The 21,850-nt window shown below is 49.1% G+C and carries 24 protein-coding genes; 16 read left to right on the top strand and 8 right to left on the bottom strand.

Annotated elements, in window-relative coordinates:
• The first annotated feature begins 166 nt into the window (after positions 1-166).
• The gene (locus tag C772_RS08325; RefSeq protein WP_008299056.1) at positions 167-355 is read left to right on the top strand and encodes a hypothetical protein; all 189 of its coding nucleotides are present in this window, start codon (positions 167-169) and stop codon (positions 353-355) included.
• A gap of 58 nt (positions 356-413) precedes the next feature.
• On the opposite strand, the gene C772_RS08320 is transcribed toward C772_RS08325, so the two are convergent.
• The 4 genes from C772_RS08320 to C772_RS08310 all read right to left on the bottom strand — a co-directional run bounded on the left by C772_RS08320 (position 414) and on the right by C772_RS08310 (position 2,937).
• Positions 414-797: a VOC family protein gene (locus C772_RS08320; protein WP_035001878.1), complete on the bottom strand. Its 384-nt coding sequence runs from the start codon at positions 795-797 to the stop codon at positions 414-416.
• A gap of 100 nt (positions 798-897) precedes the next feature.
• Positions 898-1,041, bottom strand: coding sequence for an LptM family lipoprotein (locus tag C772_RS16730; protein ID WP_407637188.1), 144 nt, complete (start codon positions 1,039-1,041; stop codon positions 898-900).
• A gap of 156 nt (positions 1,042-1,197) precedes the next feature.
• Positions 1,198-2,370 carry a DNA cytosine methyltransferase gene (locus C772_RS08315; RefSeq protein ID WP_008299053.1) on the bottom strand — a complete coding sequence of 391 codons (1,173 nt, stop codon included), beginning with the start codon at positions 2,368-2,370 and terminating at the stop codon, positions 1,198-1,200.
• 120 nt (positions 2,371-2,490) lie between these two features.
• Positions 2,491-2,937 carry a very short patch repair endonuclease gene (locus tag C772_RS08310; protein ID WP_008299052.1) on the bottom strand — a complete coding sequence of 149 codons (447 nt, stop codon included), beginning with the start codon at positions 2,935-2,937 and terminating at the stop codon, positions 2,491-2,493.
• 97 nt (positions 2,938-3,034) lie between these two features.
• Between C772_RS08310 and C772_RS08305 the strand changes: the two genes are divergently transcribed.
• The 13 genes from C772_RS08305 (at position 3,035) to C772_RS16725 (ending at position 15,788) form a co-directional block, all read left to right on the top strand.
• Positions 3,035-5,770: a Z1 domain-containing protein gene (locus tag C772_RS08305; RefSeq protein ID WP_008299051.1), complete on the top strand. Its 2,736-nt coding sequence runs from the start codon at positions 3,035-3,037 to the stop codon at positions 5,768-5,770.
• A 2-nt stretch (positions 5,771-5,772) separates the two neighbouring features.
• The gene (locus C772_RS08300) at positions 5,773-7,803 is read left to right on the top strand and encodes a hypothetical protein (protein WP_008299050.1); all 2,031 of its coding nucleotides are present in this window, start codon (positions 5,773-5,775) and stop codon (positions 7,801-7,803) included.
• A 2-nt stretch (positions 7,804-7,805) separates the two neighbouring features.
• Positions 7,806-8,753: a hypothetical protein gene (locus C772_RS16105; RefSeq protein WP_008299049.1), complete on the top strand. Its 948-nt coding sequence runs from the start codon at positions 7,806-7,808 to the stop codon at positions 8,751-8,753.
• A 6-nt stretch (positions 8,754-8,759) separates the two neighbouring features.
• A complete protein-coding gene (locus tag C772_RS08290) occupies positions 8,760-9,473 on the top strand; it encodes a hypothetical protein (protein WP_008299047.1) in 714 nt (237 codons plus the stop codon).
• Positions 9,451-10,797, top strand: coding sequence for a DNA cytosine methyltransferase (locus C772_RS08285; RefSeq protein WP_035001843.1), 1,347 nt, complete (start codon positions 9,451-9,453; stop codon positions 10,795-10,797). Before C772_RS08290 ends, C772_RS08285 begins: the two co-directional genes overlap by 23 nt.
• Positions 10,794-11,705 carry a PD-(D/E)XK motif protein gene (locus tag C772_RS08280; protein WP_008299044.1) on the top strand — a complete coding sequence of 304 codons (912 nt, stop codon included), beginning with the start codon at positions 10,794-10,796 and terminating at the stop codon, positions 11,703-11,705. The genes C772_RS08285 and C772_RS08280 overlap by 4 nt, the downstream gene beginning before the upstream one ends.
• Positions 11,706-11,792: 87 nt before the next feature.
• On the top strand, positions 11,793-12,245 hold the full coding sequence (locus tag C772_RS08275) for a hypothetical protein (protein WP_008299042.1): 453 nt from the start codon (positions 11,793-11,795) through the stop codon (positions 12,243-12,245).
• A 31-nt stretch (positions 12,246-12,276) separates the two neighbouring features.
• Positions 12,277-13,029 (top strand): phosphotransferase family protein, encoded by a 753-nt coding sequence (locus tag C772_RS08270; RefSeq protein WP_160162842.1) that lies wholly within the window; start codon positions 12,277-12,279, stop codon positions 13,027-13,029.
• A 12-nt stretch (positions 13,030-13,041) separates the two neighbouring features.
• Positions 13,042-13,287 carry a hypothetical protein gene (locus C772_RS08265; protein ID WP_008299038.1) on the top strand — a complete coding sequence of 82 codons (246 nt, stop codon included), beginning with the start codon at positions 13,042-13,044 and terminating at the stop codon, positions 13,285-13,287.
• Positions 13,259-13,708 (top strand): aminoglycoside 6'-N-acetyltransferase, encoded by a 450-nt coding sequence (aac(6'), locus tag C772_RS08260; RefSeq protein WP_008299036.1) that lies wholly within the window; start codon positions 13,259-13,261, stop codon positions 13,706-13,708. Before C772_RS08265 ends, aac(6') begins: the two co-directional genes overlap by 29 nt.
• Positions 13,708-14,247, top strand: a complete 540-nt coding sequence (locus tag C772_RS08255) for a histidine phosphatase family protein (RefSeq protein ID WP_008299033.1) — start codon at positions 13,708-13,710, stop codon at positions 14,245-14,247. The genes aac(6') and C772_RS08255 overlap by 1 nt, the downstream gene beginning before the upstream one ends.
• Positions 14,248-14,345: 98 nt before the next feature.
• Positions 14,346-15,536 carry a DHH family phosphoesterase gene (locus C772_RS08250; RefSeq protein ID WP_008299032.1) on the top strand — a complete coding sequence of 397 codons (1,191 nt, stop codon included), beginning with the start codon at positions 14,346-14,348 and terminating at the stop codon, positions 15,534-15,536.
• Positions 15,537-15,626: 90 nt separating this feature from the next.
• Complete coding sequence (locus tag C772_RS16725) at positions 15,627-15,788, top strand: hypothetical protein (RefSeq protein ID WP_008299030.1); 162 nt, start codon at positions 15,627-15,629, stop codon at positions 15,786-15,788.
• A 93-nt stretch (positions 15,789-15,881) separates the two neighbouring features.
• Here the strand turns inward: C772_RS16725 and C772_RS08245 are convergent, their stop codons facing one another.
• Positions 15,882-16,433: a GNAT family N-acetyltransferase gene (locus tag C772_RS08245; RefSeq protein ID WP_008299028.1), complete on the bottom strand. Its 552-nt coding sequence runs from the start codon at positions 16,431-16,433 to the stop codon at positions 15,882-15,884.
• Between the two features lie 101 nt (positions 16,434-16,534).
• Here C772_RS08245 and C772_RS08240 point away from each other — a divergent pair, with 101 nt between their 5' ends.
• Complete coding sequence (locus C772_RS08240) at positions 16,535-16,732, top strand: PspC domain-containing protein (RefSeq protein ID WP_035001839.1); 198 nt, start codon at positions 16,535-16,537, stop codon at positions 16,730-16,732.
• Between the two features lie 27 nt (positions 16,733-16,759).
• Here the strand turns inward: C772_RS08240 and C772_RS08235 are convergent, their stop codons facing one another.
• The 3 genes from C772_RS08235 to ligD form a co-directional block, all read right to left on the bottom strand.
• On the bottom strand, positions 16,760-17,134 hold the full coding sequence (locus tag C772_RS08235) for a hypothetical protein (RefSeq protein ID WP_035001837.1): 375 nt from the start codon (positions 17,132-17,134) through the stop codon (positions 16,760-16,762).
• Entirely contained in the window at positions 17,115-18,284 is a 1,170-nt protein-coding gene (locus tag C772_RS08230) for a ParM/StbA family protein (protein ID WP_035001835.1), read from the bottom strand. Before C772_RS08230 ends, C772_RS08235 begins: the two co-directional genes overlap by 20 nt.
• 600 nt (positions 18,285-18,884) lie before the next feature.
• Complete coding sequence (ligD, locus tag C772_RS08225) at positions 18,885-20,726, bottom strand: DNA ligase D (RefSeq protein WP_235046395.1); 1,842 nt, start codon at positions 20,724-20,726, stop codon at positions 18,885-18,887.
• Positions 20,727-20,951: 225 nt separating this feature from the next.
• Between ligD and ku the strand changes: the two genes are divergently transcribed.
• Positions 20,952-21,782, top strand: coding sequence for a non-homologous end joining protein Ku (ku, locus tag C772_RS08220; RefSeq protein WP_008299017.1), 831 nt, complete (start codon positions 20,952-20,954; stop codon positions 21,780-21,782).
• Positions 21,783-21,850 lie beyond the last annotated feature (68 nt).

Raw genomic sequence — 21,850 nt, 5'->3', positions numbered from 1 at the left:
ATGGCCGATCTTCAGCACTTATTCTTCCCTTCACCCCAAAAGGCAAACAACAGCAAACTTTAAAGCAACTTTCTTTCTAAAAGGGCGGAATTTTCGTATAATGATAGCAGGAAAGGTTGTCTGTCTCCAAGTCTCTCTGGCTCAGCAAACGTAAGGAGGGATTCATATGGTAAGGCATCCGAACGGCAAGCCGAACCTGACCGGCTCCCAGCCCGGTGATGAAGATGCGGTCCTCAACATGATCGACGAGGGCGGCCCGGTCCATGCAGCCCGCGAGGAGCAGGGCGGGGACTTTAACTTCCGGCGGGAGAACGGCTTCGGCGAAGAAGAACTCAGGAACATCACGTATCAGTAAACAAATGAACAGCGCCCCCCTGCATCATGCGGGAGGGCGCTGTTCGTTGTTAATCGTATTAGTTATTGCAGATCATCAAAACATTGCCGTCCGGGTCCCGAAAGTTAAAATAGGCAAAGTCGCCGATCCGCTCAATCTCTCTTGCGATCGGAATGTCATTTTCCCGAATGAACCGGTAAGCCTCGTCGATATCCCCGGCATAAAAGTTAAACAGCACATGATCAGACGGCTGGAGGCGAAAGCCGGGATCAAACGTGTGATCATCCAGCGTCAATCCGGCCTTCGAGGTAACGGGGATGTTGTAAACAGGCGACTCCACATCACGTTCATCAAACGGCAGACCGAGCAAGCGGCTGTACCAGGCTGCAGATTTCTTGAGGTCGCTGACGTGAACAAACACATTGTTGACCTTCCCGGCAATCGGAGAAACAGTTGAATTCATCATCATCCACCTTTCAGTGAGGGCTAATCTTAGCCTTCTATAAGGCGGGCGGAATTCCTTTAAACTCATCAAAAAAACACCGCCTGGGCGGTGCTCAGCATCAGTCCTCGTTTTGATCCTGCTGCTCAGAAGGCTCCTCTGTCGGATCTGGCTCCTGCTCATCGCCCCCGGTGCCACAACCGAACAGAAGGCCGGCTGACAGCAGGACAGACATCAGGCCGAATAGCTTCTTGTTCAACCCCATCACTCCTTTCTTAGGGTTGGGATTAGGTTGGGTGAAGTTGAGGGGTTTTATTCTTAATGCCTGAGCAGGATGGTTCGCAACAATTTCATCTGATTGAGAATCGAAAATCAATAAGTAAGGCAATGGATAACAGTATCGCTTCCGTCTGCCTATTACTTACAGATTAAACGCCATTTGCTTGTGTTCTGATGAAAGCTCTTCCAAGATAAGCTGTTGTTTTTCTTTTAATGCATCGATGTCAAACGAAGGCTCAACCCAATCATATTGGATTCCCGCAAAGGATTTCAGGATGGCTTCAAACACAATTTGAGCGCCTTTAGGCGGAACCGCCATACCAATCTGCTTCCGTACTGACTCTTTGCTTCCAACAAATACATAATCGTCAGGGAATGTCTGAAGCCGTGCTCTTTCCCTGTTGGTAAGTGCACGCAGTTCACTCCAGTGGTACATATGGGTACCGCCTCCACCGCTTCCGGTGACTGTATAGGAGGGACGGTTCGGATCCAAGCGTTTGTATATGGAGCTTAGTTTCGCCCCTTTTACTTTTAGTCTGAGATGCTCCGGAATACTTGGGTGCCATGCATTCCCGCCCGGGGGAATATGACTAAGCATTTCTGTTACCTTTTTTGTATGCTTTGGCAACTCATTATTAGAAGCATCTTCGGCAATCGGAGGGTTTGTGATTGCGTCATAGGATGTTCTGTATTCTGAAGGTGTTGTAATAGTCGGTGCAGGAACTTTAAAGTGGATGCCTTTGTCTGCGAGGTCATTCCTAATACCGACAATTATGATCCGGTGTCTTGCTTGAGGAACTCCATATTCTTCAAACTTATATAAATGTGGAGTCAATATGTAGCCGCAATCCTTGAGCTCGAGCAATATCTGTATAAATGCTTGTCCTTCATTTGCACTCTGCAATCCGCCTACGTTCTCGGCAACAAAGAACTTTGGCTGATATTGCCTAAGTACTTTTACTCCGTATGAATATAGCGGTCCAAATTTCCCGTCCAATCCATGCTTTTCCCCTACCTGGCTGTAATCATTGCAAGGGAACCCGAATGAAAAACAATCAATATCTCCCAATACGGACTTGTCTCCAATCGGCAGGTTTTCTACGGGTCCACAATGAACGGAGGAGTCGTCCGGTTTATCACATATATTTAGTCTGAAGGTGGAACAAGCATCCGGATCGTAATCATTTGCCCACCTATGCTCAATTCCCCAGTCTTTCAGCTGCTTGCCGGTCTCAGGATCAATAAGCTGTGCCATTTTAGCGCCCAAGCTAAGGCCTCCGGGCCCACTGAAGAGTTCGCCTTTTTTAAATATCATTTTCCTGCTCCTTCTATAAGGTAATGGGAACTTATGTTCTTGCATACCCCTCTAGGATGATTCTACACCTAAACGAGGATGAAATGAAGCAAGCATTAACCAGACTTTCAATCTTGCTGATTACCCTTTGTTGAATGGCCGGTTATTGCTTTTTTGGATTCTTGCATTATTAATAAATTCTACAGCTTTGGAAACAGTGGCTTCGAAGTCTTTCCTGACTTCGTGTTCCCAAAAACGTATTATATTCCAATCATTTTCTTCGTAATAATTAGTGACTTCCTTATCCCTTTCAACATTTCTGCTAATTTTTTTGTCCCAAAACTCCTGATTGCTCTTAGGCCGGGTAAAGTGTAATGGACATTTATGCCAAAAACAAGAATCAATAAAGATAACTACCTTATATTTTTCGATAGAAATATCAGGGGAACCGAATAGCTTTCTCACATTTCTCCGGTAGCGGATTCCTTTTTTCCATAGCGCTTTTGAAAATTGAGTCTCCAGTTTAGATACAGATCGTATAGCGGCCATATTCTTTCGGCGCTGTTCTTTTGTAATTCGGTCAGCCATGGGTATCATCTCCCATTAAAGGATAGGCAAAGGTAATTATCTTTACCCGAATTTATGTTAATATAATTCCAATTACAACAATTGGGGGTTCTTTTCCATGGCCGATTATTCATCTACAAAATTTGATGAAAAAAGGAAAGCAATCAGGAATTTAAAAGATATGGGGAAAGACTGGGAATACATCTCCACATATGGGAAAAAAGATGATCAAGAATTACAACAATTATTGGATATGATTTACGAGACAGGAAACTTTAACTATCATATCAGTGCCTATGAATGGAAAGAGATAGTTAAAGAACAAAAAGAGATTGAGGATAAGGCCCGTGAAGTAGTCATGGTATCCAGTGATGTTGAGCAGGGTTCGTTGGAAGTACCCAAACATGAGAAAAGTTCTTGGCAACTCTATAAGCAAAAATTAAGGAGTCAGAACTTTAGCGCAGAAGCAATTCGTGAGTTGGAAGATTCAACTTTAGCTATTCTCAGGAAGTTAAGTCAGAATACAACGGAAACCGGTCCCAGAAAAGGTCTGATGATCGGGCATGTTCAATCCGGAAAAACTGCCAGTATGGCAGGATTAATGGCAATGGCTGCTGATCATGGATGGAACATGTTTATCGTGCTTTCCGGAATTATTGATAATCTCCGGGTACAGACGGAAAACCGCTTGATCAGTGATCTCACTTACAGACCGGGTAATTTGAGCTGGAGAGCGCTGAATCACCTGTCAAACAGATCGCCGCGTTCTGATCAAACACAATATCTGTCTTTTGAAGAAGGATCGAGAGACCGGTTCTTCACGGTATGTCTAAAGAACAAGACACGACTGGAAAACCTCAGGAAATGGCTTTATAAAGATCTGAATAAAGCAAGCCAGATGAAAATACTGGTGATTGATGATGAAGCGGACCAGGCCGGAATCAATACTGCAAATATCGATAGCAGAGAACGTACAGCAATTAACTCTCAAATCATTAAACTCGTTGAAGGCTCTGAAAAGTCAAAAGCCGGTGCGATGAACTATATCTCTTATACAGCAACCCCCTATGCAAACGTGCTTAATGAGGCAGGACCTGGTACACTATACCCCAAAGATTTCATCGGCCTATTGCCGACTTCCACGGAGTATTTCGGTCCCAAACAGATATTTGGCACTGAAAATACGCAGGGCGGTCTAAATATTATTAGGAAAGTAGACGAAGAAGAGGTATCGGAAATAAATGGAATGCAAAAGGACAGAGAATCCTATCATATGACACCAGGCCTAAGGGATTCAGTGGCATGGTTTCTTTGTGCAGTTTCCATGATGCGTTTCAATGGTTATAAGAAGCCGATCAGTATGCTGATTCATACAAGCCACCTAACGGATGTGCATGGTGAAATGGCGAATATGATTTCCGGATGGCTGGCAGAAAAGACCGATCAGGAAATCTTGGAAATCTGTGAGGAAGTATATGAGCGGGAAAAAAGTGAGTTTACAGTAGATAATTTGTATGATTCATTCGCGGAATACTCCGTCAAAAGAGACAAGATTAACGATTACCCATCTTTTGAAGAGCTTAAATCAGAAATCCTTGAATTAAAAGGGCAGGTCAGCCATATCAAACTCGATGCTGACGATGCTCTTGAGTATCACGAAGGTATTCATCTCTGTATCGATAACTGCAAGTTCAGCAAAGCAGAGGACGATAACTTTATTAGGCTTGCATATCCGGACAAACGGCAACTTCAAAGCTTGGAAAAGGCTCCTGCATTTATGGTTGTCGGCGGCAACACACTGAGCAGAGGGCTGACGCTTGAAGGTCTGGTAAGCACTTATTTCTTAAGGGTCGGCAGACAGGCAGACACGCTTATGCAAATGGGTAGATGGTTTGGCTATCGCCACGGTTATGAACTGTATCCCCGCATTTGGATGACTGAGGACACAAAAGAAAAGTTTGTCTTCTTGGCAACTCTCGAAGAAGAACTGAGAGAAGATCTGAAAACGTACAAAGAAGGCGGTGCTTCCCCTGAAGAGTACGGGCTCAGAATTAAAAACTCGCCTAAAGTATCTTGGATGAGAATCACAAGTGCAAACCGGAGTCAAGGAGCAGTTACTACCGATTGGGATTTCAGCGGAACTTCCACTCAAACTGTAATATTTGATACCGATAAGGACATTTTGAAGAATAATGTTCGAGTAACAGAGGAGCTGCTTAACTCTTTGCCTTCGCCAAAACCAAGTCCTTTGAATAAGTCTTCTTTGGTATGGAAAGGTGTGAGCTTTGGAGTACTCAAAGATAAATTCTTTAGTCGCTATTCAGTTAGCAAAAATGCCAAAGCTCTAAATGACATGGACGTCTTTTGTGAATGGTTTGAAAAAGTTGAAGACGAAATTGGGTTTACTGACTGGAATGTTATTGTTGGAGGGACCAAAGACGGACAGGCATGGGAAGTTGCGGGTGTATCTGTCGGAAAAATACTGCGTAAAGAAAGAGATGATTCTGGGGATAGTGACTCATTTAGAATTGGGGTTCTCAGAGCCCCTTCAGATCTGTATGCCGACTTTACAGAAGAGGACTTGGAAGAGACGGGTATCACAACATCTAACATCGAAATCTCCAATAGCTCTGTAAATTCCTATAGAGAGATGGTCGGATTGGGTAAGACTCCGTTGCTGATTATTTACAGAATCGATAAAGATAACCCAAAAATCAAGGCCAGGTTAGCAGAGGATCCAATTGGCATCAGTATAGTAGTTCCTGGGGCCAAGACGGGCAAAAGTTTCGCGAAGCGACTGACAATTGACCTGGAAAGATTCGTTGACAGCATGGCAACTGATGTGGAGGAATAAAGATGAAAATTGAGATAGCCAAGCACGAGAGGATGTCTGAAAGCGGCAGCTCTCTATTGCGACTGATTCAGAATGAGGATATGCCTTTACTTGACCTGCTGATCAGGGAGGCTGTACAGAACAGTCTTGACGCAGGCAAAGCTGATGCAGGCCATGTCAATGTAGATATTGGCGTTAAGGAATTTAACGTCAGGGATCTTGCCGTTGAGATGGAAGGAGTCAAAGAGACTCTGACACGCCGTTACACGGAAGAGATATATAGCTGTCTCTATGTTGAAGATTCAAACACCTCGGGCCTCACCGGGCCGCTTTCGGTAAAAGACGTCAGAGATAATGATTTCGGGAACTTTCAGAAGCTGGTCTATGAAATTAGTAAGCCGCAACGCCAGGAAGGGGCCGGAGGCTCTTGGGGTCTTGGAAAAACTATCTATTTCAGATTGGGAATCGGACTCGTATTTTACTATACCCGAATCCGGAAAGATGATGGATATGAGGACCGGCTTGCAGCGACCATGGTAGAGAATGAAGAAGCGGCTGATTCCATTATTCCGTCCGACAGTGACCTGCCCAAACGGGGAATTGCCTGGTGGGGAGCCGATGCAGGCGACGGAACAACCATTCCTATCACAGACCGGGACGAGATTAATAAAGTGCTCAGCATCTTCAATATTGACATGTTCTCAGGGGATCAGACGGGCACCAAAATAATAATTCCTTTTATTGATGAAAAACAGCTTCTTGAAAAGACAGTTGTTGAAGGCGAACCTTCCTATTGGTGGAATGGATCAGCGGAAGATTATCTGAACATAGCCTTTCAACGATGGTATTTCCCGAGGATGGATAACGGTCAATATAAATACGGCAATTATTTGAAAGCAAGTGTGAATGGCCGTGAAATTTCAAGGGACAGAATGGCATTTGTATTCAGAGCATTGCAGGATTTGTACAACACTGCAGCCGGAAAGGAAACTCAAAATAGTTCTTATCGGGAAAAGATAAAGGTTGAGCGCATACAAATCAGGAAGGATTTTGTCGACACGGATGCGGGATCAGTAGCTTTCGTTAAACTGACAAATGATGAACTGGGCATGTTGCCTCCAAATAATAACCCAAGTCCCTATGCATTCCTGAACATCCACGATAAAGCGGAAGCCGGTAATTATCCGGTTGTTTGCTATACGAGAAAGCCAGGCATGATTGTTAACTATGAAACAAGCGGGCAGTGGCTGATCAATGTGGAAAACACTGGAGGCAACGAATACCTGCTTGCTATCTATGTGCCAAACTCGGAACTCAAGATGAAGAATGATTCTGAAGTGCAAGATCTCGAAGCATATTTGAGAAAAGGTGAAAAAGCAGACCATACTGCCTGGTTTGACATCCAACTCAGCGGTCAGCGGACCAATATTGTTGACCGGATCAGAAAAGGTGTATCAAAAAGAATTGCAGAAGGATCAAATGAGGCTGATAAGAAGACAGTCAGTAAAAAATCGAGACTTGGTTCAATCTTAGGTCGACAACTGATGCCGCCAGCGAATTTTGGCAAAAAGGCTTCCGGCAAGGGGGGCACCGGCGGCGGAGGTACTGGTGGTGGAGGAGGCAGGAGAAAGACCGGATTTTCTCTTTCACCCGACGTAGTCTATGAAAATGACCAGGTAATCCTTTCTTTTGAATTGTTCATGAGGAACCCTGTCAAAGAATGTGCAGTAGAGCTCAATGTAAGTTCCGAAACCGGACTGATTAAGGGAAAGGCTTGGGAACAGGAAGTTATTCAGAAGAAGTTTCCGTTTGAAATCTTACAAGTTTCAGAGGTCACTGTAGATAAAGAAAAGGAAATGGTTATCGGAGGAAAAGGCGGGGGAGAAGAAAGTGTAATTTCAAGTATTATTCGAACCCCGGGCTACAATACCCCGGTCGGCTTTACGGTTTCTAAGGGAGAAAAAGAAGCAATAAGCATTTCCGGGGAAATCAGAATCAGGAAGCAGGAGGAAGGGCTTGAACTGGCCATTACTCCGCACTTCACGGAGGCGTGAGCATGCAAAATACCATACAGCTTTATCGTTCCCTTAATGATAAAATTCTTGAACGCATCGGGTTTCAGGAAGACCTGGTATCCTTCTACCATCTTACGGATGAAGGAGAGGAAAGAGAATTTACATTGGCAGAAGAGGAAGACAGCAAACCCAACGTTTTTCTTATGAATGACAAAGAGGGCATTTGGGATCCCAATACGCACAATCTTACGCTTAGACAGACGGTAAGTATTGAGAACCCGTTATTTCTTTTCGGTAACTCAGGTGTTGCAGCTAAAGATTCAAGGCTGGGCATAGCTTTAAGCTGGCAATCCCGAACCAGTGCGCGCAGGGGGATCAAGCCGATTTTGAGCTTTGACGGAAGTATGCCGGCGCCTCTGAATGCAGAACTTGAAATTAGTTTTGCCCCAAATCTGCTGAGAGGATCGGTAGAGATTGATACTGTTATTTTCCTGCAACGACCTGGTGAAGAAACAGGACCAGGATATGCAACTAAGCCCGGAACAATCCTCGGTACTTTGGACACCAAGACGTTATTCATTGATGGAGAAGGCTCAGAATTTCCAATCGTTGAAGTTGAAGATCCTTCTAAACCCCTCTGGTGGGTCGAATGTAATTGGACAGACCCGCTTACTGAACCTTTCAGTCAGGAATATGTTCGTATTTACCTTAATCTCAAACACAGATTTAACAAAGAGCTTAATATCAAGAAGGGAATCGGTCAGTCACCGTTACTGCTGGAGATTTTATCCTCCTCATTCCAAATCATCATTGAGCGGCTTAAACTGGGAGACGACTGGACTGACATCATGAGCGGCCAAAATTTTGAAAAGGGTTCTATTGGTGAAGCTATCTATTACTTCGTCAATACATTTAATTGGGACGTTACAAGTCCCGAGAAGCTTGCCGGGTCCATTAGGGAAGACATATATGGCAGATTTGGAGGGTAAGCGGTTATGCTTGGAAGATTGACAAGAAATGAAGCAGAAGATGTTTTCAAAAAGTGGACAAATGACGGCAAGGTCAGGCTGCCGAGGCTTTCCGATGCCGATAAGCTTCATAGGGAAAGCTTGGTTACTGCTGAAAGCAAGGCACTTGAAGAGCTGGAGAGCCGGGGTCTCTCAAGAAATAAGAACTATTATCTGTTCGACCTGCTATTTGCTTTGAATCTCTATGAATATCTGACGATAAAAAACAGTGTCAATGAACGCGAAGCTTCTGATGATGACTTTTGGAGATATATCTCAATTAAGCTGATTCCTGATGTGGTTGAGCGCCGATGGGAAGGCCTCAAAGCGTCACGCTTCTACCAGGAGTCCAGAAGAATTTGGGTGAAAGCTCTTTGGTGGTATATCCATCTTTCATGGCAGGGGAGCATACAATCAACCTATGATATACTCAAGGACAACACCACGGACACTGTGGTACAGCTTGTTGAGCGCCCGGGTTCGGGCGGTTATCGTGTTTCGCTAACCAGGAATCTAATGAGGTACTATGGTGTAATTGCGGATGAGTACCCGGACAAACACTCAACTGAGATGTTCAGAAAGATTATGCGGCTGAACACTGCACGTACGAAGGTAATCGAACCTGCCTTGGTGGACGGCGGTGAACAGGCATATGTAAAGGAGCTTTTTGAATACTTCGATGCAAAAGACAAAGCGATTTAGCATTGTTGATTTATTTTCCGGTTGTGGCGGATTGGCTTTAGGCTTTCAGAAAGCAGGCTTTTCGGTCTCTGGAGGATTGGAAATGGACCGCTCCGCAGCCTCAACGGCTTCCTATAATCTTTATTGGAAGAATGGGATCGACCATGAACACATTTGCGGTGATATTACAGAGAGTACTCCGGAAACACTAGAGATCAATCCCGGCACTTCTCCTATTGTAATTGGAGGCCCGCCATGTCAGGCGTATTCAAGAGCCGGCCGTGCCAAGCTGAATTCATTGGGAGAACACAGATCCTTTCACCTGGATACCAGGGGGAAGTTATATCAGGACTTTTTAAGATTTGCTCTGGAACTTGATGCCCCGGCTGTCGTCATGGAGAACGTTCCGGAATCTGTAAATTATAATGGAGAAAATATCCCTCATATTGTTTGCGGAATATTAGAAGATAATGGTTACGAAGCGGTATGGACAATCTTAAATTCTGCTGATTATGGAGTACCGCAAATCAGAGAAAGAGTCATTGTAATGGCTGTGAAAAAAGGATTTGGTGAAATTATCAGCCTGCCAATTCCTACGCATAACAGACATAGTGATTACAGGACTCAGTATGAAGCGCGCTTTCCGGGATTTGCGGAGTCAAAGTTCTTCCATAAACCCAACTTGCCGGCAACAGACGCACCAAGATGGGTAACCGTAGGTGATGCATTGTCAGATCTCCCTTCTCTATTTACTGATCCGGATCAGCCATATGCCCAAACTAAACTCAACCTTCGTCTGCCCTACAAGCATGACCCCAAAAATGAATATCAGAAAGCTATGCGGTCTGGATCTGAAAAGGTGAGCGGACATGCATTCAGAAGGACGCTGAGAGACTTTAGGATTTTTAACGATATGGCTCCAGGGGACAATTACTTGAATGCATTGGAAATCGCCAATGTACATTTTAAGAAAGCCCTTAAGGAACGGAGAGTTAACGAGAAGGACCAGCCGGAGGAGTATAAGAAGATCAAGAAAGAATTTGTACCCCCTTACTCAGCGGATAAGTTCATCGGAAAGTGGAGGCGGCTCGATCCGTTAAAGCCCTCTCATACAGTAGTTGCACATTTGGGGACAGATACATACAGTCATATACATCCATGGGAGCCACGGGGAATTTCCGTCAGGGAGGCAGCCCGGCTTCAATCCTTTCCGGATGATTTTGTATTTAACTGTTCCATGAGTGATGCCTTTAAACAGATTGGAAATGCTGTGCCCCCACTTATGTCTGAAGCAATTGGAAAAGCAATGCTGGTAAATCTGAATATGGCGGAGGTAGTGAAATGAAACTGGTCCAGGAAATCAGAACCGGATTTGCTTCGCTTGGGAATGGGAAAGCCTTGCCCTTAGAGGAAGTAGGGGATTACCCCGCCTATGTGATCAGGATGGGCAAGAGCTACGGAGTAGCGCTTGAAATATCACCAGGCATCAAGATTAATGAGCGTTTTTCCAATGCCAGATACGCTACAACTGATTATGAAATTGGAGGCAAGACAGGTAATTACCTGTTCCTATCCAGTGAAGTTGAAGAGCTTAGGAATGAGTTTGCGAATATCTGTGCCGCATTCGCAGATCCCGGCGAAAATGGTGAGGAAAGAAGCAAAATAGAAGCAAACCCTCTCGAATGGTGGGAGCAGATGAGGGAGCTCCTGGGCAATAGAAGTGTAGATTCTTCTCCTCATAATGTCCTCGGAGAGCTGATAACCTATTATTATTTGGTCAGTCAGGGAGAACAGGTTGAGTGGACTGGTCCTAAAAACAGCACGGTCGATTTTGAGGGAGCTAAAGGCGACTGCGAAGTTAAGTCCACAACAATGCGTTACGATTCACTGATACAAATAAGCAGCCAATTTCAGCTGCAGCGCGAAAAAGGTATGAAGATATACTTCCTGCGCTTTGAAGAATCGAATTCGGGTAAGTCTATTGATGATCTTGCAGGCCTCCTGGTCAGGAAAGGCATTCCCGAGCATGTCATTGAGGATTCTTTGTCGAGAGGCGGATATGAAAAGTATTCTTCGGGAAGGGTCCGGAAATATAGACTCCACGAAATGAGAGAATACATAGTGGACGAAAACTTTCCGTTGATTAATCAGGACTCCTTCAAGGATCAAAACCTATTGGAACGGATTATAAAGGTCAATTATACTGTCGACCTAAGCGGACTCTCTTACAAGCAAATAAACGTAGACTTATAAGTGTTTCAAACCGGCATGGGAGGCTTCCATGCCGGTTTGGTTTAAGAACTGTTTATCTCAAAGGCTGAATATGAGGGGGAACATCCATTGACCAAAGTAAAATTGTCCTTAATGGAGGCCTATATGGTCGAATCACTCCGCAGCAAAGGGATGTCAAACGAAGAAATCATCACTCTTGTCGAGCAGGAAAATGCCGGACGGCTAAAAGAGCTTGAACCGCGGTTTGATTACAGCGAGCTGGTGAAGGCTGCACGAGAGGATCTTGCGACGTTCCGGTCGGCTCTCTTTGACGGCTATGAAGTGAAGTTTGTGACGTTCAACGGGTTAAAGAACCTGTTGCGGATGCGTTTCGGCAAAGAAGAGGAACGGGATTATTCGCTGATGGAGACGGGGATTTGGGGACTCCGGCTCTCCCCGCAAGATCTGCAGCAGTTAAACAAGATGCTGTCCTCAAACTGGCTGGTGACAAGTGACGGTTCCGGAGCGGTTAAGGTGGAGCTGAACATGCCGGCCGAGGTCACTCCATCCACAGGTGGATAACATGCCAATCCATCGCGAAGATATCCCCACGTTGATAACCAACTTGGTTCCCGGCACCATCCACAGTGTGGACAGTTTGCCTGAGGGCGGGACGTCGGAAGTGGCCCTGTTGACAACGGATACGGGGAAATTCGTACTGAAGCGCTCGAAACAGCCGCCGTTTGGTGAGTGGCTCAAGCGGGAGGCTGAGGTGTTGAATCATCTGTCGGGAACCGGTTTGCCGGTGCCCCGGCTGATTGCCTTTCTGGAAGAGCCGGCCTGCAGCTGGGCTTTGATGTCGTTTATTGAGGGAGAGACAGTGCGCAGTGCGTTAAGACGGACAACTGATCCCGGCGGACGCCTGCAGATTATCCAGGCATTTGCAGAGGCACTCAGAATGATTCATCAGACGCCAGTGCCAGCTGATCTTAAGCAGGGCCGTCCATGGATTGAGCGCATGCTGGAAGAGGCGGAGGACAACCTTCATCGTTATGAGACGGCCGGCTCGCCTGAGCTGATGGAGCGCTTAAAGAAAGGGCGTCCTGCGATCACGGGGGAGTGCCTGATTCATGGTGACTGCACGGTCGATAACGTTATGGTGAAAGACAACCGGCTGACCGGCATCATCGACTGGAGCGGAGGCACATCGGGGGACCCGGATTACGATATTGCGCTGGCTGTCCGGCCGAAGCCGGGAATCTTCAGCTGGCCCGGGGACCGTGATCTCTTTTTCGCTGCTTATGGAAAAAGCATTTCTTCGGAAACTTACCGGTATTATGCAGAAGGGCTATACGAATTCTACTGACGGGGGATGAAAATGGGGATCACGTTTTGGCTAAAGCTGTTCGGCAGCGCGATGGTCGTTGTCGGCATCATTGCCGGGATCGGAACGGCTGATGCAGGTGCGGGGCCTGAGGGCGGGCTGCTTAATCTGATGGTCGCCTTGAGTGTGCTCGTGATCATCGTCTCGATTGGTATTCTGATGCACGGCATGGCTGAAGTACTTGAACGTTTGGATGAAAAGGGGGAAGCACATGAACGTTCGGCAGGCGACACAGAATGATGCCCGGGTAACCGGGGAACTGGCCCTGCTTCTTTGGCCGGACCATGCGGCAGAAGAGCTGGCAGGGGAGTTCTCGGAGCTGATCGGAAATCCGGAAGCGGCTGTTTTTCTCGCGTTTGACGAAGAGGAGCCGGTCGGGTTCTCGCAGGTCCAGCTTCGCCACGACTATGTCGAAGGCACATCGACCAGCCCGGTCGGTTACCTGGAAGGGCTGTTTGTCAAAGAGGCCTACAGACAGGAAGGCCTCGCCCGTGAGCTCGTCGTGCGTGCCGAACAGTGGGCGAGGGATAAAGGCTGCAATGAATTTGCGAGTGATTGTGAGCTGGATAATGAAATCAGCCTGCAGGTCCATCTCGCCCTCGGCTTTACCGAGGTCAATCGGATCATCTGTTTTACGAAGCCGATCGGAGAAGCCCGCTGATGGCAAAGCTGGTTTATGTCATCCGGCATTGCGCCGCGGTAGGGCAGGAGCCGGAGGCCGCGTTGACTCCCGCAGGGCATGAACAGGCCAAGCAGCTTGCAGAACACTTGATGAATCTTGGAATCGAATCGGTGATTTCAAGTCCGTTTGTACGCGCCAGGCAGTCGATCCAGCCTTTTCTGGATCGGAGCGGGCTTACTTTGACGGCTGATGAACGGCTTGCGGAAAGGGTGCTGAGCACCACTCCAATCGATGACTGGATGGAGAAGCTGAAGAGTTCTTTTGCCGATCCGGACATTTCATACAATGGAGGAGAATCCGGAAGGGAAGCCGCCATGAGAGCGCGCTCTGTGATCGATGGGCTCCCCGAAGGTTCCTGCACGGCTCTTGTCACCCATGGGAACCTGATGTCGTTATTGATTGGGGAATACGATCGGCAGTTTGGCTTTGAGCAATGGAAAGTCCTCACAAATCCCGATGTATTCAAAATTTCAATCGGAACAAAAGTGCATATTCAGCGGACCTGGCTGGAGGAATGACGAATTTTCGGCTTCCTCCTTTTTACTTTTACAAGAAAAGCGGAAGCAAAACGGGTATACTGTTTAGAGCATGAAAAGCATTTATCTGAGGTGATTCGGTGTATAAATTATTGTCCCACAACGACCTGGACGGTATCGGCTGCGGCATCGTGGCGAAGCTGGCGTTCGGGGACGATGTGAACGTGCGATACAATTCCGTACAGATGCTGGACCGCGAAGTGGAGCGGTTCCTGGGAGAAGGAAATACCGGCACGGAACTGATCATTACCGACTTGTCGGTGGATGAGGAAAACGAAACCCGGATCGAGGAATTCATCAAAAAAGGCGGCAAAGTGACACTGATCGATCATCACAAGACGGCGCTTCATCTGAACGAATACGAATGGGGCAATGTCACGGTCGAGCAGGAAGACGGCAAGCTGACATCGGCCACATCGCTCCTCTATGCCTGGCTGATCGACAAGGGCTTCCTGGAGCCCACGCGTGCCGCGGATGAGTTCGTGGAGCTTGTGAGGCAGTACGATACGTGGGAATGGGAGAAAAACGGCAACGACAAGGCGCGCCGGCTGAACGCGCTGTTCTTTATGGGGTCGTTTGACGAGTTCGAGTCGAAGATGCTGGAGCGGCTGCAGTCAGATAGCCCGTTCCAGTTTGATCCGTTTGAGAAGCAGCTGCTCGACATGGAAGACGATAAGATGGCGCGCTACATCCGCAAAAAGCGCCGCGAAATGGTTCAGCTCGAGCACGAAGGCCTATACGCCGGTGTCGTGCATGCTGAGTCGTATCACTCTGAGCTGGGCAACGAGCTCGGCAAGGAGAACCCGCATCTCGACTACATTGTGATCCTGAACATGGGCGGCCGCAAAGTCTCGTTCCGCACCGTGCATGACGATGTCGATGTGTCGCAAGTGGCCGGCACGTTCGGCGGCGGCGGGCATGCCAAGGCGAGCGGCGCCTCGATGTCGAAAGAGGCATTTGCTTCTTACGTGGAAGCGGCGTTCCAGAAAGAACCGCTCCGCGAAGACGCCCGCCACACCCGCTACAACCTCAAGGAATCCCCGTTCGGCACGATCTACCGCGCACCGGAAGGCGACCTGTACTTTGTCCATCCGATCGAAGACGGCCGCTGGGGAATCGAGCGCAACGGCCGGACACAGGACGAGACCTTTGCGACGTTCTTTGATGCTGAGAAGTTCCTGAAGCGCGAGAGAAGCGTCTGGCTGCTGAATGACGACCAGTTCGTCAAGTTCCTGCTGGACAGGCTCCAGAAGGCCGAGAAGGGCGAATAAGGATGCATGAAAGGTGACGGTCACGAAAAGGGCCGTCGCCTTTTTTGCCTGTCCGTTCTTCTGTATACTCGGGGAAAAGGGGGGACCTTCATGCGGGAACTGGTGGGCACATGCGAGTCATGCGGCAAGGATGTCTTCTGCCTTGACGGCTTTCTGAATGGCGTATCGGAAGCAGGAAGGCTGGAATGCTTTGAATGCGCGGACGGGGAAAAGGGGACTGTCCATCCACAGGATAAGGGAAAATCTGAATAAGTCTGTGGATAGGAACAAAATTGAAGAGTTATCAACAAGTGGATAAAATAAAACAAACAGAAACCCGCCGGGATTGGCGGGTTTTGTGCATAACTATTGGCGGTTCGGGTTGAGGATGCCGTAAAGCAGAAGGTCCTCGTACCGGCCTTCTTTGCGGATATGTTCTTTCTGCGTGCCTTCATGCATCATTCCGATCTTCTCCATGACCTTGCCTGAAGGGGGATTGGAGGCGAAGAACCGGGCGTAGACCCGGTGGTAGCCCTTTTCGTTGAAGGCGAAATCCAGCACGGCTCTGGCGGCTTCGGTGGCATAACCTTGGCCCCAGTATTCTTCCCCGATCCAATAGCCGATTTCTCCGTGGCGGTGCACCTGCTGGTGGGAGAGTCCGACAGCTCCGTAGAGCGTGCCGCTTTCCTTGTCCGTGATGGCGAACTCATACATCCGTCCGGAGGTGTAGCTTTCTTCGTGCGTGGCAATCCACTCCAGCGCGCTTTCAACTGGGTAGGGGTGCGGCAGGTTCAGCGTGCTTTTATACAGGTTATAGTTGTCACACAGCCGGCTGACTTCCGGGGCATCGGCTTCTGTGAAGCGGCGGAGTAGCAGGCGCTCTGTTTGGATTTTGGGACTTGTGGCTGACTGGTTCATCGGATTCTTCCCTCCCTGTGGATGGTAGAATTATCTTATTGGACATGGCCAGTGTTTTTTCCTGCCGGCCGGTGAAACAGCGGGGATTCAGATCAAGGGGGATGGTAGTGTTGAAAAAGCTCAGAAAGTCATTGGACGACCGCGCAATTGTTGGGGTATGTGGGGGAATAGCGGAGTTCTTCGGGATTTCGTCGTTTGTCGTCAGGCTGATTTTTCTCCTGACGGCCTCGGTCTCTCTTTGGGTGTATCTTGTTCTGTCATGGGCTTTGGATGAGTCCTATCTGCTCAGGCAGAAATAAAAAACCCGCCAAATCGGCGGGTTTTTCTTATGCGAACGGGTCGTCGAAGTCGTCCAGGGCGCCCCAGGCGGGAGCTGGCTCCTTCGGCGGTTCCGGTTCGGGTTCCGGTTCCAGTTCCACTATCGGTTTTTCTGCGCGGACGGGTGCCGGCGGGGCGGCCTCCGGGATGAAAAGATCCCGGTCTTCCGCGCCGGCAAGTTCGAAGTTGATCTTTCTCGGCATGACTTCGGCGACATCGACGAAGCCCGTCTTCCGGTACAGCTGCTGAGCGGCGTACAGGAAGAAGTTCGACAGGTCGGACTGGGCGTTGATCCAGTCGATGAACTCCGGCGTGAGATCGCGGCTCAAGTAGATATTGATCCGCTCTCCCTGCTGATAGGTTTTACTTCGATTCCGCGCCACTTGCGACCACACCTAATTCCTTTTCTTTCTGCTGCTCATAGCGAGGCGAGCAGGTGTAGACGAGGAGGCCGCGCGCGTTGACGAACATCGGGTCTTGGAGGAACGTGACATTGGTCGTGCGTTCCTTCGCATTCAGGATCTGCTGGAGATAGTCTTTCAGGATGGCCGCTCCGCCGCCGTAGATGAAGACGTACGGATCGTCCTTCAGGTCGTCGATCTTGTTGATGATCGGACGGCTGATTCGCTGTGCCAGCTGCATGAGGCCGGTCTGGGACTCCGCCTTCAGCTCATTGTGGCGCGGGTGTTCCGGGTCAAAGTAGATCTCGTTGAACTCAGCCATGGAATCGATCGACTTGACCGGGTGGTTGCGGTTCCAGCGCTTGAGGATCTCGCTGATTGCCGATTTTACGCCGAAATTCAGGCCTTCCGACAGTTTCGGGTTAAAACGGACACCTTCCGTCACGACAATCTCCGTTGTGCCGGAGCCGATATCAAAGTGAAGAAGCGTCTTGTCGCTGAAGTCGACCTTCATGATCTTGTCGCCGACTTCGACTTTGCGCTCGGACAGCTTGCCGCCCTCATCAAAGACGACACCCCATGCGGCTGCAGCTCCTTCAGGCAGGCATTTGCAGTATTCGATTTTGATCGTCACGGTCACATTGCGTCCGGACGGATGGTGGAAGATGACTTCGTGCGTGCCCATATAGCGAGCGGCGTTGTTTCTTGCCGCTTCCTGTGTAATCATGCCGACCGGCAGCGCCACGGACAGGTCATACGTGACCGTGATCTTGTTTTTCTTGTATTCGCGGCGCATCGCATCCACTGCAAGGCCAGCCAGTGTCACAAGAACCGGAATCTCATCAGAAGATTTGTCCGAGCGCTTTTCGAGCTCGATTCCCGGAAGCGTATCGTTCAGCACCTTTTCTCCGATTACATAGCGCTGGCCGTTGATGGATAGCGCCTTGGAGTTGATTGTAACGTCAATATTCTCAAGAAGGGCATCCTTCGGGATATCTTCCATATCCATCAGTTCCGTTGTCTCTCCCATATACAGCGAGTAGACCGTCGGAATCAGAATTGGTTCATGATCTTTCACCCATAATTTTAATGCGTTGTTACCGGCATCGGCGCCGGCTTTGAATACTGCCATTCCCATTCACTCCCTCTAGGTTTCTATCAATGATTATACATCGCTCTCCTCATGATAGAAATAGAGAATATGTAGGATATGCGCACAAAAATCTTACAGAAATCGCCGAAAAGCGCCTTTTGGGAGGATAAACTGTTTCAAGTCTGCGCACAAAATGCGTATGAAAATGTGAGTATATTGTATTTCTTTTGTGCGCACAATAGAAATACAATGTGTGAAAGTTAATAAAAGTAAAAAATGGTACTTCGAGAAGAGTGAAACTCGTTTTTACTCCCTCATTCATTTCATATTTCGACATAAAATATGAGGATGTTCTCTATAAAAAAGTTTGTCGACGGATGTTCGTTCACTTCATTTTGTTTCTTCCTCACTCATTCATCGCCTGTGTTTCCCAATCATACTTTTACTGATCAAACCACTTTAATTGCGGGCTGTGTTTTTGCCCCTCAGCCGATTAACACCAGGCAATTAACAAATCCACAGGATTAGCGGAAATCCTGTGGATAAAATACACACACTCGAAATATATTCAAATTCTGTTTCGTTTGTGTGGATAATATGCGTATAAAGTGCGTTTGTGCACAGGTGGATAATCTGTTCTTACTCCATCATTTCCTTTAGTTTCTCCAGCACATCACCAAACGGTTGCGCGGCTCTTGCTTCCTCCATCAGCCGGAAAGGATCGCCTTTCGTCTGCAGCCGTTCGGTCACCGTGTGAACCGTGAAGCTTTCCGGCCGGAGATCGTCCGTTAGTTCCTGCCATTCAAGCGGCGTCGCGACCGGTGCATGTCCCGCGCCCCGGGTGGAATAAGGGGCGATGATGGTTTTTCCCCTGGCATGCTGGACATAATCCACGTAAAGCCGGCCTCCCCGTTTTTTCTTCATCCTCTCCGTCGTGAACCGGTCCGGTGCCTGCTCACAAAGGTAACCCGCGGCAAATGAAGTGAAGAGCCGGGTCTCTTCGTAGGTAAACGCCTTGGGCGGGATCGGGATATACAGCTGCATCCCCTTGCCGCCGGAAGTCTTCACGAACGTCCGGAGGCCAAATCCCTCAAACACTGCCTTCAATCGGAGCGCGGCATCTACTGCAAGCTGAAATTTTGTTGCATCCGGCGGATCCAGGTCAAATACAATCTCGTCCGGATACGGCGATTCTTCTCCATCCCTCAATCGGCCGAACGGGACATGCAGCTCCAAGGCGGCCTGGTTGCCGAGCCAGAGAAGTGCCTCCAAACTGTTGCATAACAGAAGCTCGCCTTCTTCGTCCGGTGCGGTTTGGACAAATGGAGGGACGGAATCCGGGGCATGCTTCTGATAGAACCGTTCGGCATCCTCCGTTCCATGCGGATACCGGATGACGGTAAGGGGGCGGTCTTTAAGCCAGGGCAAAAGATGGGGCGCGGCATGCTGCAGGTAAAGGAGATAGCTGTCCTTATCGATCCCGGCTTCCGGGAAAAGTGGCTTGTCGGGATTGGTCACAGTGACACCGGGCGGAATCGGCTCCAGCGCCCGACGGTACCGCTGCAGGGTAACGGTCTCCGGGTCTTCCTCTAAGAGAAAACGGGAAAAGCGAGGTTCGCGAAGCTTGCCGCCTGACTCGCCGATCGTCAATACCTCTGCAACGACGGCAGGTGCCAACGCAAAGACACCGGACGGTCCTTCTGTCCCGTTTGCGCGAAACAGCGAAATGAGTGTTTTCGATTCTTCATCGGAAAATCCGTGACGCAAGGTCACGACTTCCCGCCAATCTCCTCCGTCTAAAATCCGGCCGGAAAAGTTGCTGTTTTCCGTCTCAAAACCGGTGAGGACAACGGGGACGGTCTGCCAGTTTTTGACCTTGACCCAGTCGGTGGAGCGGATGCCTTCCGTCCATCGGCTGCCTGCCCGCTTGGCGACCAATCCCTCGCCGTTCCCGGCAATCAGCCGGCCTTTGAGCGGTTCGGATTGAGTATGCGCAGGCACACCCTGTAACGGGGACATGTCGTGATGGCTGATTTCTATCGGAAAGCCCGCCGCTTGCAGCACGTTGCCGAGAAGTTTCTTGCGCTCCTCGACTGTTCTTGAACGAAGGTCGTCACCGCCCGACTCCAACAGGTCAAATGCGGCGAAGCGGCACGGGAACATCCGGCTCTGCTCTGTGATGGCCGCTTTCGTCCGGAGCCTCGACCGGCGCGCGACGACGGAAAAATCGCTCCTCACATCGTTCAGCAGAAATACGAGCTCGCCGTCAAGGAGAAGGGGCAGGTCAGGTCGGACGGCATCACTTGTCTCGCTGATCGCCGAAATGATTTCCGGGAAGCGGTCCGCCAGGTCATGGCCGTTCCGGCTCAGCAGGCGTATCCCATCCTCCCGCCAGTCCAGCAGGCACCGGAAGCCGTCGTATTTGACTTCATAAAGCCAGCCGGGACCTTCCGGCAGTGTTTCTGCGGGTGTGAGCTTCATCGGTTTCACGATTTTCCTCCTCTTGTGAAGCGGGATTTTTCGTGAGAGTTAAGATTAGGTGCGTGAGAGTAATGAATTGCGTCCATGAGTGCTAAGATTAGCGCTCAAAGCGTTATGATGATGTGTCCGGCCCCGTGCACCTCCATTCCAGTGTGCGCACCTCGGAAAGCTTCATACATATCACTGTCCGGACGGGACATGCTAGGAAAAAAAGCAGGTGATGGGATGCATACGGTATGGAAGGGCAGCATCAGCTTCGGGCTCGTCAATATCCCGGTGAAGCTGCACGCCGCGACCGAGGACCGGGACGTTAAGCTCCGGCAGCTGCACAAGGAATGCAACGCGCCGATCTCCTATAAGAAGGTGTGCACGTCGTGCAATGCGGAAGTGAAGCCTGAGGACATCGTGAAGGCGTATGAATACACGAAGGGCAAGTTCGTTGTGCTCGATGATGACGACCTGAAGGCGCTCAAGAAGGAAAATGAGGACAAGGCGGTCGAGATCGTCGACTTTGTAAAACTCGAAGAGATTGATCCGATCTACTTTGAGCGGACGTATTTTCTCGCACCGGACAAGGGCGGGGCAAAGGCCTATGCGCTTCTCCGTGCTGCCCTCGGAGATTCTGACAAAATCGGAATTGCGAAAATCATCATCCGGCAAAAGGAACAGCTTGCTGCGGTCCGTGTCTATAAAAATGCGCTGATGCTGGAGACCATCCACTACCCGGACGAGGTGCGCAAAGTTGAGGATGTCCCGAACGTGCCCGAAGCAGAGAACGTCCAGAAAAAAGAGCTGGATGTCGCACTCATGCTGATCGAGCAGCTGACGACACCGTTCGAGCCGGAAAAGTACAAGGACGAGTATCGGGAAGCGCTCCTGGAGCTGATCGAGGCGAAAAAGGCGGGCAAGGAGACCGTCACCGCAGCCGAGCGCGAGACGCCGGCCGCGACCAATGCGACCGACCTCATGGCCGCGCTCCAGGCATCACTGGAGAAAACCACAAAGAAAAAGCCGGCACCGAAAAAACGGGCGGCCGCCAAGAAAAAGAAAGCGTGAGGATGGACCCGGCCAAAGGCCCGGGTCCTCATTTTATTTGCGCCAGGCAACACCTTAGGAATTATTAC

Origin of the sequence: Bhargavaea cecembensis DSE10 (genome assembly GCF_000348905.1) — a bacterium.
In the GTDB taxonomy this organism is placed as follows: Bacteria; Bacillota; Bacilli; order Bacillales_A; family Planococcaceae; genus Bhargavaea; species Bhargavaea cecembensis.
This window is presented reverse-complemented; position numbering and strand designations above follow the sequence as displayed.